Raw genomic sequence first — 12,974 nt, 5'->3', positions numbered from 1 at the left:
TTTCCGGACGCAGCTTTTTTGTTTTGTCATATACTCTGATAACCGTTCCTTCAGTCGGACCGGAACTTGACAGTCAGGCCTTTGCCGCCAGATCCAGCATTTTTTGGGCGTGCTCTTCATACTTTTCCGGGTCATGCCCTGGCATGGATGTGGTGAATACAGTGCCCAGGACATCCATGTGGCAGTAGCCTAAGACCAGTTCGAGGGGTTTGATGACTTCGGCTGCCGAAATCACGGATTCCGGGCCGGTTCCATAGGAAGCTGCATCTCCACCAGCCGTCAGGCCGATGATGGCCTTTTTACCTGCAAGTGCCATGCCGCCTTCTCCGTAAGCCCAGCCATAGCGTAAAACTTCTTCAAACCAGCGGTGGGTGAGAGACGGCACATTGTACCAGTAGACGGGATCCTGGAGGATCACCAGGTCGGCCTGTTTCAGTTTCTCCTGCTCGGCTGCCACATCGATCTGGAAGTCGGGATACAGGGAAAACAAGTCATCCAGCTGCGCTTCCGGCAGACTTGCCCTCAGTTTTTCCAGAATGGCTTTGTTTGCAATGGGGCTCTCCTGATACGGATCTCCGTAAATAATCAGAATATTTTTCGTGTGGTACTCCTTTTCCGGGTTTCAGGTGGCAAACCGGCGGGCTGATCATGCCGGGTACCTCCTGTCTGTCTTTGAGAACATGGAATACGATGACTGGGGATGACGCTGATCCGATGCCTCAATATCGGCCAAAAACCGGCAGCAGATTTTTTCTGCCGGTATGCTGCATGCAGAAAAGCAGGAAATTCTGCTTTCTGCTTCTTTTCGCTGCCTCTGCACTCTGTCTGTCAACCTCTCACTTCTCGATCGGACCCTCGTAATCCTTTATACCGCCAATATTTTCAGTCCTGATGCCGCGGCCTTCCAGAATCGACCGGGCGATCTCTGAACGGTGACCGGACCGGCAGTACAAATCGGATCCATCCGCAATGTCAGCGTGGTCCATTGTATCCAGCGGGACATTCACAGCCCCCGGCAGGTGCCCCTGGTCGTATTCCTCTTTCGTCCGCACATCCACCAGCGGCCGGCTGTCATCCCGTGTTTCGTTGATTTTCTTCATCCTGTCGTCTCCCCGGATCTTCGCAGATCCCTTTCCTTCATGATAAAACCTGCCATGGAGTCCAGACCTTTCCTTTGCCTGTGCCAGCCCGCAGGCTTTTTCTCTTTCTGTCCCTGTCAGCCATCATCGGCATCCTCCTGCACCGGTATTTCATTTTCTGGCAGCCCTTACATGAACCGGACTGCATCGGCTTTTTCAAAATCTTAACGACCACCCTTCGTTCTTTAACAACTTTTTCACACCATTTTCGGTATAACCGTCTCTGTGAAAAGGAGACGTGAATATGTCACTTACCATTCTGACGCTGGTTTTGACAGTGACCCTGGCCGTTCCCTTCGGCCTGTGGTGCAAAAAAGTCATGAACCACGACGTCGCATTTGTGAACAAAACCGAAGCCTTCCTCCTGGACCGGCTGCACATATCCGGCCGGGAGATGAACTGGAAGCAGTATCTCGCGGCGGTGCTCACCCTCTCGGCAGCTTCCCTGATCCTGCTGCTCGTCATGCTGCTCGTGGACGGGATGGATCCCGTCATGGCGTTCAACACTGCCTGTTCCTTTGTCACCAACACCAACTGGCAGTCCTATGACCCTATGCTGTCCCTGGGCTGGGTGACGGAAACCTTCGGAATCACGGTCCAGAACTTTGTGTCCGCGGCTGTGGGCATCTGTGTGCTCTTCGCCCTGATCCGGGGCCTGACGGGCCGGCAGTCCGCCGCGCTGGGAAACTTCTGGCAGGACATGACCGGTGCCATTCTCTTCATCCTCATTCCCGTGAGCCTGGTCTCCGGTGTGATCCTCTCCTGGCAGGGGGTGCCCATGAATCCCGGCAGCGAGCAGTATGTCGCCCTGACCGAACCTGTGGCTGCGACGGCCGATGGAACGATCCTGGAAGAGGCAGTCATCGAAAACGGGACGGTATATGTGAATGACGAACCGGTGCCCGATGCCGTGGTGATCACAGAACAGCGCATTCCGACAGGACTGGCCGCCTCGCAGATCGCCATCAAACAGGCCGGCACCAACGGCGGGGGGATCACCCAGGGCAATTCCGCGAATCCCTTTGAGAACCCCACCGCGCTGACCAATGTCCTGGAAAACGTACTGATCCTGCTGATCCCCATGGCCCTGTGCTTCTCCTTCGGCTTCATGGTGAAAAACCGCAGGCAGGGGATCGCCCTCTTTTCGGCCATGGCTGTGCTCTTTGTCCTGGCACTGGCCGCTGCCATGGTCCCTGAACTGCAGCAAATGAACATGGAAGGAAAGGAAGCCCGGATCGGCGTGGCCCAGAGTGCCCTTTGGTCCGTGAGCACCACCGCCGCTTCCAGCGGATCGGTGAACTCCGCCCTCAACAGCATGAACAGCCTCTCTGCCCTGGTGTGCCTGGTGCTCATGCAGGTCGGGGAAGTGGTGTTTGGGGGCGTGGGCAGCGGCCTCTACGGAATGCTCGCCTTCGTGATCCTGACCGTGTTCATTGCCGGTCTCATGGTCGGCCGCACCCCGGAGTTCCTCCACAAGAAAATCGAGCCATACGAAATGAAACGGGCGGTGATTCTGTGTCTGGCGACCCCGGTTTGCATTCTCGCCGGTTCGGCCATTGCCTCGCTGCACCCCATGCCCGGCCTGGATCCCGGCGCCCACGGATTCACGCAGATCCTCTACGCATTCTCCTCCATGGGCGCCAACAACGGCAGCGCCATGGCAGGCTATGACACTACGGGATGGCTGGTCAACGGACTCGGCGGTCTGCTCATGTTGGCAGCCAGATTCGTGCCGATGATGGCCGTGCTGCAGATGGCGGGATCTCTGGGCATGAAACAGCCGGTGGCGGACAATGCGGGGATGCTGAAAACCGACAATGCGATGTTTGTGTTCCTGCTGGTCCTGGTGGTCCTGCTGGTGGGAGCCCTGAGCTTTTTCCCGGCCCTGGCCCTGGGACCTGTGGCTGAACTGTTGGGAGGTATGTGAGAACCATGAACCGTTCCATGATCGAACGCGCTGTGCGGGATTCCTTTGTGAAACTGTATCCCCGGACACAGGCGGAAAACCCCGTGATGTTTCTGGTGTATCTGTCCGCCATTGCCGTGACAGTCCTCTGGATCATCGGCCTCTTCGGCTGGCAGGATGCCTCTTCCGGCTACACCCTGGCGGTGGCACTGATTCTGTGGTTCACGTGCCTGTTTGCGAACTTTGCCGAGGCGATCGCCGAAGGCCGGGGCAAGGCCCAGGCAGATTCGCTGCGCAAGGCAAAGAAGGACATCGAGGCAAACCGTATCGAGTCTGTGGAAACCCTGGAGCAGGTCACGCCCATCAGCTCCACGGAGCTTCATGCGGGGGACCTTGTGGTGGTGAAAGCCGGAGAAATGATTCCGGCGGACGGAGATGTGGTCTATGGAGCCGCATCGGTGGACGAAAGTGCCATCACCGGTGAATCGGCTCCGGTGATCCGGGAAGCCGGCGGTGACCGCTGTGCCGTGACCGGCGGAACCACGGTGCTGTCAGATGTGATCGTCGTGTCTGTCACGGCCGAGCCAGGCAAGGGGTTTCTGGACAAGATGATCGCCATGGTGGAAGGAGCCGCCCGCAAAAAGACCCCCAATGAGATCGCCCTGCAGATCTTCCTGATTGCCCTGACGGTGATCTTCGTGCTGGTGGTCATCGCCCTGTACTGCTACTCGGCGTTCGCTTCCCGTGAAAAGGGAATGGCCAATCCCGCCTCCATCACGACACTGCTGGCACTGCTCGTGTGCCTGGCCCCGACCACCATCGGCGCCCTGCTCTCTGCCATTGGCATTGCGGGCATGAGCCGGCTGAATCAGGAAAATGTCCTGGCCATGTCGGGGCGGGCCATTGAAGCGGCGGGTGACGTGGATGTGCTGCTGCTGGACAAGACGGGGACCATCACCCTGGGCAACCGGCAGGCCGCGGCGTTTTTCCCGGTGAAGGGCGTGAGCGAACGGGATCTGGCGCATGCGGCGGTGCTGTCCTCGCTGGCGGATGAAACCCCCGAGGGCCGCAGTGTGCTGCAGCTGGCCAGGGAGCAGTTCGGGATCGACTTGTCCCCGGAGCCTGCCATGGAGTTCATTCCCTTCACCGCCGCCACCCGCATGAGTGGTGTCAGCTACGGCGACCAGACGATCCGGAAAGGGGCGGCGGATTCCGTGCGCAGCTTCGCACTGCGGCAGGGCGTGCCCTGGCCCGAGGACTGTGACGCCATTGTCGAGGACATCGCAAAATCCGGCGGAACGCCGCTGGTGGTGCTCCGGAATGACCGGATCCTGGGCGTGATCCACCTGAAGGACATCATCAAGCAGGGGGTGCAGGAGAAGTTTGCGGATATGCGGAAGATGGGGATCCGGACCATCATGATCACGGGAGACAACCCCCTGACAGCAGCAGCCATTGCGGCGGAAGCGGGAGTCGATGACTTCCTGGCTGAAGCCACGCCCCAGGGCAAGCTGGACATGATTCGGGACTATCAGGAGAAAGGACACCTGGTCGCCATGACCGGTGATGGAACCAACGATGCGCCGGCCCTGGCGCAGGCAGATGTGGCTGTGGCCATGAACACCGGCACTCAGGCCGCGAAGGAAGCCGGCAACATGGTGGATCTGGATTCCTCGCCCACCAAGCTGATCCAGATCGTGAAGATCGGCAAGCAGCTGCTCATGACCCGGGGAGCGCTGACGACGTTCTCCATTGCCAATGACGCCGCGAAGTACTTCGCAATCATTCCGGTCCTGTTCACCGCCATCTACCCGGGGCTGGAGGTGCTGAACATCATGCACCTGCACTCGGCCGAATCGGCGATCCTGTCAGCGGTGATCTTCAACGCCCTGATCATCATCGCCCTGATCCCGCTGGCATTGAAGGGCGTGAAGTACCGGGAACTGCCGGCTGACCGTCTGCTCGCTCGCAACCTGCTGCTCTATGGCTGCGGCGGGATCGTGACACCCTTTGTATGCATCAAGCTGATCGACATGGTGATCAGCCTCTGGATCTAGGAGGAATCCGCATGAAACTTTATTGGAAGCAGTCTGTCAGCGCCCTGAAATTCCTGGTGCTGGCCCTGGTGCTGACCGGCCTGGTCTATTCCTTCGCTGTTCTGGGCATCAGCCGCCTGTTCTTTCCGGTACAGGCCGACGGATCTCTCACCATCGGCATCCAGGGGAAGACAAGTCTGCTGGCGGGAGAAAACTTCCGCGATGCAGGTCACCTCTGGGGCCGGCTGCAGAAGCAGCAGGCGGTGCAGAAGGAAGACGGCAGCTGGTATGTCGTGGGTGTACCCGCCAACAGTGACACAGGCAGCCCGGAGTATCAGGCACAGAAGGCGCAGCGGATGCAGCAGATCGCCGCAGCCAATCCCGATGCGGCCGGTCCGGTGCCGGAGGAGCTGGTGACGTATTCCGGATCGGGCAATGACCCGGATCTCTCGCTGGACGCGGCATTGTGGCAGGTGCCGCGGATTGCTGCAGCCCGGGATATGGACGAGGTCACGGTGGAAGAAATCATCCGGGAGAACGTCAATCCCACGGTGTTCTCCGAAAAGACCGTCAGCGTTGTCAGAGTCAACCTGGCACTGGATGGACAGGAATAAGGAAACAGAGGCTTTGCGTTGTTCAGGCGCAGGGCCTTTGTGGCAGAATGAGACCATGTCTGATGCAGGAAACACATGTAACAAGCGCGGCCGGCTGAAAATCTTTTTCGGGTATGCGGCCGGAACCGGCAAGACCTGGGCCATGCTGGAGGCGGGAAAAACTGCGCGGGAGAAAGGCGCGGATGTGGTCATTGGATATCTGGAACCCCATGACCGGCCGGATACGAGCCGGAAGGCAGAGGGTCTGGAAACCGTGCCCTGCCGGGTGCTGGACCACAAGGGGCTGAAGCTCCGGGAGATGGATACCGATGCGGTGATCGCCCGTGCCCCGCAGATCGCCCTGGTGGATGAACTGGCCCACACCAACGCAGCCGGATCGCGCCACCGGAAGCGGTACCGGGACATCCAGGAGCTGCTGGTGCATGGGATCGATGTCTATACGACCCTGAATGTCCAGCATCTGGAAAGCCTGCAGGACCAGGTGGCAGCCATTACGGGGATCCTGGTCCGGGAGCGGATCCCGGATGATGTCTTCGACCTGGCGGACCAGATCGAGCTGGTGGACATCGAGGCCCCGGAACTGCTCGACAGGCTGCGGGAAGGAAAGATCTATCACGCGGATCAGGCCCGGCTGGCGGCACAGAATTTCTTCACGGAGGACAATCTGGTGGCACTGCGGGAAATCGCCATGCGGCGGTGTGCCGACCGGCTCAACCGCATTGCGCCGGAAACCTGGGCCCGGGATCACGTGCTGGTCTGTCTTTCGGCTTCACCCTCCAATGCCCGGATCATCCGGTCTGCGGCCCGCATGGCAAGAGCCTTCGATGCCCGGTTTTCGGCACTCTATATCCAGACAGCGGACAACCGGGACCTGGAGGCGGCGGACGAGGCCCGGCTGCAGGAAAACATGCGGCTGGCCAACCGGCTGGGCGCACAGATCGAATCGGCCTCGGGGGAAGACATTGCCGGGCAGATCGGGATCTTTGCACGCCAGACTCATGTGACGAAAATCGTGATCGGCCGCCGGGGGCGAAAGAGTGTCTTCGGCCCGGTGTCCTTTGCGCAGAAGCTGGCCGAAGCGGCCCCGGATTCGGAGATCTTCATCATTCCGGATCCGGAGGCGGATACGGCAGCCGGTACCGGCACCCGGAATCAGAACAGAGGACTGAAGCGCAGGGCGACAGACATGTCGGGACTGGGACTGCAGCTCCTGGTCGTGGCCGCCACCTTTGTCCTGGCATGGGCGGGGGAGCGCCTCGGGTTTTCCCAGGCCAACCTGCTGGCGGTCTTCATTTTCGGGAGCCTGGCAGGTGCGCTGTATGCCAGACACATCTGGCAGTCCGTGCTTTCCTGCGCTGCCTGCGTGATCCTCTTCGGGTACCGGTTTGCCCACCCGGTAATGTCCGTGGTTCTTTTCGACAAAGGCTGCCTCATGGCCTTTGCGGCCATGCTGGTGATCTCCGTTGTCGTGTCCCGCCTGGCGATCCGCCTTCGCAGCCAGGCCAGTGCATCGGCCCAGGCCGCGGCCCAGAATGCCCTGCTGTATGAAGCGGGGCAGAGTCTTCAGTCCCTGGAACAGGATGCGGACATCGCGGCGTATATCACCAAGGAAATTTCACGCTACCTGGACCGGCCTGTGGTGTTCTATCCCAACCGGTCCGGCAGTCTGGGAAAACCGCTGTATGCGGGGGATCCCGCAGGGCTGCTGGCGGCCAGGGAACAGGCGGTGGCCTTGTGGACGCTGAAAAACAACCGGCGGGCCGGGGCCTCCACCGACACGCTGCAGGGGGCCAGGGGTCTCTATCTGGCCCTCCGGCACCGGCAGCACATTTTCGGGGTACTGGGGATCGACCTGGGCAGGGACCGGCTGTCCACAGCGGAAAACGTGGTGGTCCTGTCGCTGCTGGGACAGGCCGGGCTGGCGCTGGAAAACAACGAGAATGCGCGACTGCGGGAACAGGAAGCGCTCAAGGCCCAGCAGCAGGGGATGAAGACCTCGCTGCTGCGGTCCATTTCCCACGACCTGCGGACCCCGCTGACCACCATTGGCGCCAGTGCGGATCTTCTGACGCATCCGGGTCTGCGCGAGGACCAGCAGAGGTCGCTGGCTGCCTCCATCCGCCAGGAATCTCTCTGGCTGCGGGCTACCGTGGAAAACCTGCTGTCGCTGACCAGGCTCGACGAGGGAGCAGTGCACCTGAACCGGCAGGAAGTGGAGCTGGAGGAAGCGGCGGTGCAGGCCTTGCAGCACACGGGCACCAGACAGACTGACCATCCCGTGACGATCGACATCGCCCCGGACTGCAGCGCTTTCCTTGACGGCCGGCTCATGGTGCAGCTGTTCGTGAACCTCATTGGCAATGCCATGGCCCATACCCCCGCACAGACTGCCATTATGGTGAGCGGCCGGAAACAGGGAGACAAGGTGGTCCTGGAGGTCGCGGATGACGGTCCGGGGATCCCAAAGGAAGTCCGGGAGCATCTCTTTGAGCCTTTCTGCCGGAAATCCACTACAATAGCGGACAGCTGCAGAAGCATGGGACTGGGCCTGTCTCTGGTGCACAGCATTGTCGAGGCTCACGGCGGTTCCATTTCCTACCGGGACAATGCCCCCGGTGCCTGCTTCTGCATCAAGCTGCCATGTACAGGAGAGACGGATGAAGCCATTGATACTAAGTGTGGAAGACGACCTGCAGATGACCAGTCTGCTGCGGACGGTGTTTGAGCTGTCCGACTATCCCCTGATCCAGGCCAAAAGCGCAAAGGAAGCTCTGTCGATGTTTCTCTCGGAGAAACCGGAGCTGGTGATCCTGGACCTGGGTCTGCCGGATCTGGATGGCCTGGAGGTGATCCGGAAGATCCGGGGTTTTTCCCAGGCACCGATCCTGGTTCTGTCGGCCAGAAGCGAGCCGGCGGACAAGATCGAGGCGCTGGACCTGGGTGCAGATGACTATCTGGCCAAGCCTTTTTCGGTGGATGAACTGCTGGCACGGATCCGGGTGATCTGCCGGCGTCTGGAACAGACAGGCACTTTGCCGGAGTCGGATGTGTTTGTGAACGGGGGACTGGAGATCCGGTACCAGGAGCAGGAAGTGCGCCTGGATGGAAAGCTGCTGCATCTGACGCCGATGGAGTACAGGATCCTGGTGCTGTTTTCCCGGAATGCGGGGAAGGTGCTGACGCGCAATTTCCTCACCACGCAGATCTGGAACAGCTCCTGGAGTTCGGACATGACCAACCTGCGGGTCTACATGACGATGCTGCGCAAGAAGCTCGATCACCGGTTCATCGAAACGAGTTTCGGTGTCGGATACAAGATGGTCCGGGAAGAACCGGAAGCCGGACTGTAGCAGGGATACAGAATATGAGGGAATGGCTGCGGCTGTTCCTTTTTATTGCCTGTCAGCTATTCTGCCTGCCGGAAAACAGGCAGAACAGATATTCTGCTTGAGGACGGAAATGCACAGCTGTATCCTGCAACCGCAGAAAAACCTTAGTCAGCAAAAGGAGGAGAAATGATGTTCAGGGAAATGAGACGAAAGAAACAGGCGCTTGACCGGACGGAAATCGACCGGATCCTGCATTATGGGACCAATGGAGTCCTGGCATTGTCCGGGGACGAAGAGTATCCCTATGCAGTGCCCATCAGCTATGTGCAGGATGGGGATGTGCTGTATTTTCACTGTGCAAGAAGCGGGCACAAGCTGGACCTGATCAGGCAGAACCCGAAGGCTTCCTTCTGCGTGGTGGACCAGGACCAGATCCACCCGGAAGCGTATACCACCTGGTTTCGCAGCGTGATCGTATATGGCACCATGGAAATCCTGGAGGATGAACAGGAAAAGCGGACAGCCATTGAAAAACTGGCTGAGAAATATGCCCCTGCAGATTCGGTGGAAAACCGGGAGGAATTCATTCGGAAGGACTGGATACCGCTTTGCATGCTGAAGATGACCATTGACCATGTCACGGGCAAGGAAGCCATTGAGCTGGTAAGACAGAAAGAGAGAACGGAAAACGGATAAGGTAGAAGAGCGGATCCTTTCCCTGTGCAGGCAACCGGAACCAGGCTGCCTTTTCTGGAACAGAAGATGTAATTCAGAATCTTCGGATTGTCTTGTGCATCCATAATATACAAAACAATGTACTATAATACCGATATCACTGTTTCGCCATCTGGCTGGAAAGGAACCGGTTGAATTCTATGGGCATTCAGAAACTTCTCTTCAGCAAAAACGGGCTTTCCACCCGCAAACTCGCCAATCTTCTTCTCGCATTCCAGGAAGGAGACCGGATCCCCACCGTCACGGAGCTCAATGATCAGATTCAGCTGGCCCGGGGAACGGTGCAGAATGCCATCAAGCTTCTGCAGCAGTGCGGAGCGGTGGAGCTGGAATCCCATGGCAAGTCAGGAACGATCCTGAAAAAAAGAGACGTGAAGAAACTGCTGGAGATTGCGGGCATCACCAACATTCTTGGAGTCATGCCGCTGCCCTATTCCCGCAGATACGAAGGACTGGCCACAGGACTGGTAGCCAGTATGGAAAACAGCTATGACATTCCCATCTCTCTGGCATTTATGAGAGGATCCAGAAACCGGGTCTCCATGGTTCTGTGTGACCGGTATGATTTTGCCGTGATTTCCCGGTATGCAGCTCAGAGAATGATTGATGGCGGGATGCCCATCCGGATCGTGAAAAGTTTCGGGCTGCACTCCTATCTGTCCAATCACATCATGGTTTTTCACGACAGACGCTGCAAAGATGTGCAGGATGGAATGAAAATCGGTGTGGATCAGTCTTCCGTGGATCAGAAGGAGATGACGGAATGGGCTTGCCGGGGCAAAGAGGTGGACTACATCAATGTGGAATACACCCAGGTGCTGCAGAAAGTCCTGTCCGGGGAAGTGGACGCAGCGGTATGGAACATGGATGAGATCCGGGACAAGCTCTATGATATGAGCTACAGGATCCTGGATTTCAAGCAGGAAAAAGATACCGAAGCTGTGATTGTCGTAAAAAAGGACAGAAAAGAGCTTGTTTCTCTCATCGGCAGTCTGATCGATGCAGATGTGGTGCTGAAAAACCAGCAGCTGGTCATGGAAGGAAAGCTCATTGCCAGTTACTGACCGCCTTTTGCGCAAAGCGGGCCCATACAGCCACAGGCCGGAACTGAAAAAGGAACCGGTCTTTTTTTGACTGTGCCCGCTGAAAAACACTGGAAGGGAAACCGGAGACCGGGAAAACAGTGGCTGCTCTCTGGATAGAACAGCGTGAAAAAATCATTGTACAAAATAGTGTATATTCGTTGACACCCGCCGGGAAAGGACTAAGATGAGAGTGTAAATATAAGATATTTTGTATATTCCATCTTCCGAACTGCCGGAACCGAACCGGTCTGACCCGCAGGGGGTGCTGAAGGACGGAAGATGTGTTGTTATGGCTCAAATATACAAAATATTATATATTCAATTCTGCGACAGACAGGAGGAAATATATGGACAGATTTCAGATTCTCCTGGAATCCGGTGTGATCGGGCAAGGTACCTGGGAAAAGACAGAAACAGTCAGGACCATGCTGGAACAACAGCTCGCACCGGGTGACACCCTGGAGATGCTACTCATTCATTACGCTATGGCACTGGAACGACAGCGCCGGCAGGAGGAAATCCCGGCTTTGGAAGCAGCCGTCATTTCAGAAGTCATGCAGGATCCGCGCTACCAGGCAGCGAGCCAGCTGCTGTCCCGGATCGAGACAGAGACACAATGCAGTTTTCCGGTTCCGGAACAGCAGTACCTGCTTGTGCATCTGGTCAATCTCATGCCCGCCTAGCCAAACACAAAGGGAGATTTTATGTTCAACTATCTGATTGCCGCTTTGATCGGCGCCATGTCGGCTGTACTGGCCAACCGGAACATTGCCGTCTACAACGATGGTTTCCGGCCTGTCTACACTGAGTACCTCAATGGACGAATGGACCGCAAGGCCCTGGCTGCCACCTCCTTTGCTGTCAGCATCGGTCTGATCATCGGATTTGCCTTCACCAACTCCATTGCCATGGGCATCGTGATCATTCACACCTATCTGCTCATGGGAGACATTATCGGTACATGGTTCCCCGATGACAAAAAAGGGCTGATCCTTTCTGCCATTGCCGGGGCTCTCTGGGGTATTGCTGTGGTGGCCTTCATGTCCTCCATCCAGGCGTTCTTTGCCTGGCTGCCGGTCAACTTCCTGCCGCAGCTGGCCGGCGTGGCGGATTATGTCGTGGATACCTTTGCCGTATTCCCGGCTCTGGTCGTAGCGTATCAGTGCGGTATGAAGAAGGGCATCATCACTGCGGTGATCACCCTGGTGACCTATCTGCTGATTTCCCGGTTCGGTGTGTTCCAGATTGGTGAATTCACCCTGGCACTCAACGGAGCAGGCATGGCCATGCTGGCCGGTACCATTGCCATGATCGTATTCGCGGTCAAAAACAAGTCGGAAGCAGCCGAAACCGGACTGACCAACATCTTCAGCACCAACATTCAGGCCATCCGCAGGCACTGGATCCTGTTTGCCCTGATGGGCGGTCTTCTTGCCTGCGCAGCAAGCCAGTGTTTCCTGACAACTGATGTCATTTCCGGTCCGCTGGCAATGAACGGATCCTTCGGTGAAGCTGCCCTGGTGGCGACGGTCAGAGCCATCGGCTACATTCCGCTGGTGTATACCACCGCTATCGTAACCGGTGTATTCTCCCCGGCTGGTTCCTACTTCAGTGTGGCAGGCGGTTTGTTTGTGGGCGCCATGGGGCTGGCGGCTCCTATGGGACCCATTGTGGCTTTTGCTGCAGGCGCTGTGATCATGTGCCTGGAAATCCTCCTGCTGCAGACTATCGGAACTCTACTGGACAAATTCCCTGCGCTGCGGGAGCTGGGTGACTACATCCGGGATGGAATGTCCAAGATTCTGGAACTTGCACTGCTGGTCGGCGGCTTCACTTCCTCTTTTGCCATTATGAACGAAGTGGGCATGGGTGCAATCGGTCCCATGGCGGTCATGATCACCTGGATGCTGAACAAAACCGCGAAAAAGCCAATGCTTATGCCGCTGGCCGTCGGTCCGGTGGTGGCTATTGCACTGGGTATCATTGCCAATCTGATCAAGGTCTTCGGACTGGCCGTGGCTGTCTGAGCCTGACAGGCTGATCCGGCAGGACTGTGAGCAGTCCGGACTGTCAGACTGCAGCTGAGAACGCAGCAAAGAAAGCGAAAACAATCATCAGGAAAAAACATAA

11 protein-coding genes are annotated in these 12,974 nt (G+C 57.6%); 9 read left to right on the top strand and 2 right to left on the bottom strand.

Annotated features, from left to right (window positions below; genetic code table 11):
* Positions 1-73: 73 nt before the first annotated feature.
* Entirely contained in the window at positions 74-586 is a 513-nt protein-coding gene (locus aalo17_RS08070; RefSeq protein WP_257721859.1) for an NAD(P)H-dependent oxidoreductase, read from the bottom strand.
* Positions 587-836: 250 nt separating this feature from the next.
* Positions 837-1,100, bottom strand: a complete 264-nt coding sequence (locus aalo17_RS08065; protein WP_067557983.1) for a rhodanese-like domain-containing protein — start codon at positions 1,098-1,100, stop codon at positions 837-839.
* A gap of 283 nt (positions 1,101-1,383) precedes the next feature.
* Between aalo17_RS08065 and aalo17_RS08060 the strand changes: the two genes are divergently transcribed.
* The 9 genes from aalo17_RS08060 (at position 1,384) to aalo17_RS08020 (ending at position 12,871) form a co-directional block, all read left to right on the top strand.
* Positions 1,384-3,066, top strand: a complete 1,683-nt coding sequence (locus aalo17_RS08060) for a potassium-transporting ATPase subunit KdpA (RefSeq protein ID WP_067557980.1) — start codon at positions 1,384-1,386, stop codon at positions 3,064-3,066.
* 5 nt (positions 3,067-3,071) lie between these two features.
* Positions 3,072-5,102, top strand: a complete 2,031-nt coding sequence (gene kdpB / locus aalo17_RS08055) for a potassium-transporting ATPase subunit KdpB (protein ID WP_067557977.1) — start codon at positions 3,072-3,074, stop codon at positions 5,100-5,102.
* A gap of 11 nt (positions 5,103-5,113) precedes the next feature.
* Positions 5,114-5,695 (top strand): potassium-transporting ATPase subunit C, encoded by a 582-nt coding sequence (locus aalo17_RS08050; RefSeq protein WP_067557974.1) that lies wholly within the window; start codon positions 5,114-5,116, stop codon positions 5,693-5,695.
* A gap of 55 nt (positions 5,696-5,750) precedes the next feature.
* Positions 5,751-8,420 carry a sensor histidine kinase gene (locus tag aalo17_RS08045; RefSeq protein ID WP_158507763.1) on the top strand — a complete coding sequence of 890 codons (2,670 nt, stop codon included), beginning with the start codon at positions 5,751-5,753 and terminating at the stop codon, positions 8,418-8,420.
* On the top strand, positions 8,353-9,045 hold the full coding sequence (locus aalo17_RS08040) for a response regulator transcription factor (RefSeq protein WP_067557969.1): 693 nt from the start codon (positions 8,353-8,355) through the stop codon (positions 9,043-9,045). The genes aalo17_RS08045 and aalo17_RS08040 overlap by 68 nt, the downstream gene beginning before the upstream one ends.
* A 168-nt stretch (positions 9,046-9,213) precedes the next feature.
* Positions 9,214-9,720, top strand: a complete 507-nt coding sequence (locus aalo17_RS08035) for a pyridoxamine 5'-phosphate oxidase family protein (RefSeq protein WP_067560186.1) — start codon at positions 9,214-9,216, stop codon at positions 9,718-9,720.
* A 179-nt stretch (positions 9,721-9,899) separates the two neighbouring features.
* Entirely contained in the window at positions 9,900-10,823 is a 924-nt protein-coding gene (gene yhfZ / locus aalo17_RS08030) for a GntR family transcriptional regulator YhfZ (RefSeq protein WP_067557966.1), read from the top strand.
* Positions 10,824-11,191: 368 nt separating this feature from the next.
* The gene (locus aalo17_RS08025; protein WP_067557963.1) at positions 11,192-11,527 is read left to right on the top strand and encodes a PRD domain-containing protein; all 336 of its coding nucleotides are present in this window, start codon (positions 11,192-11,194) and stop codon (positions 11,525-11,527) included.
* A 21-nt stretch (positions 11,528-11,548) separates the two neighbouring features.
* A complete protein-coding gene (locus aalo17_RS08020) occupies positions 11,549-12,871 on the top strand; it encodes a YhfT family protein (RefSeq protein WP_067557960.1) in 1,323 nt (440 codons plus the stop codon).
* The last annotated feature ends 103 nt before the right edge of the window (positions 12,872-12,974 follow it).

This window comes from Faecalibaculum rodentium, from assembly GCF_001564455.1.
Lineage (GTDB): Bacteria > Bacillota_I > Bacilli_A > Erysipelotrichales > Erysipelotrichaceae > Faecalibaculum > Faecalibaculum rodentium.
The sequence above is the reverse complement of the archived record's forward strand: the minus strand, read 5'-3'. Positions and strand labels throughout refer to the sequence as shown.

Coding starts and splice junctions, on each gene's coding strand:
- aalo17_RS08065 (WP_067557983.1), bottom strand. CDS start 1,100: ATGAAGAAAATCAACGAAACACGGGATGACAGCCGGCCGCTGGTGGAT.
- aalo17_RS08060 (WP_067557980.1), top strand. CDS start 1,384: ATGTCACTTACCATTCTGACGCTGGTTTTGACAGTGACCCTGGCCGTT.
- kdpB (WP_067557977.1), top strand. CDS start 3,072: ATGAACCGTTCCATGATCGAACGCGCTGTGCGGGATTCCTTTGTGAAA.
- aalo17_RS08050 (WP_067557974.1), top strand. CDS start 5,114: ATGAAACTTTATTGGAAGCAGTCTGTCAGCGCCCTGAAATTCCTGGTG.
- aalo17_RS08045 (WP_158507763.1), top strand. CDS start 5,751: ATGTCTGATGCAGGAAACACATGTAACAAGCGCGGCCGGCTGAAAATC.
- aalo17_RS08040 (WP_067557969.1), top strand. CDS start 8,353: ATGAAGCCATTGATACTAAGTGTGGAAGACGACCTGCAGATGACCAGT.
- aalo17_RS08035 (WP_067560186.1), top strand. CDS start 9,214: ATGTTCAGGGAAATGAGACGAAAGAAACAGGCGCTTGACCGGACGGAA.
- yhfZ (WP_067557966.1), top strand. CDS start 9,900: ATGGGCATTCAGAAACTTCTCTTCAGCAAAAACGGGCTTTCCACCCGC.
- aalo17_RS08025 (WP_067557963.1), top strand. CDS start 11,192: ATGGACAGATTTCAGATTCTCCTGGAATCCGGTGTGATCGGGCAAGGT.
- aalo17_RS08020 (WP_067557960.1), top strand. CDS start 11,549: ATGTTCAACTATCTGATTGCCGCTTTGATCGGCGCCATGTCGGCTGTA.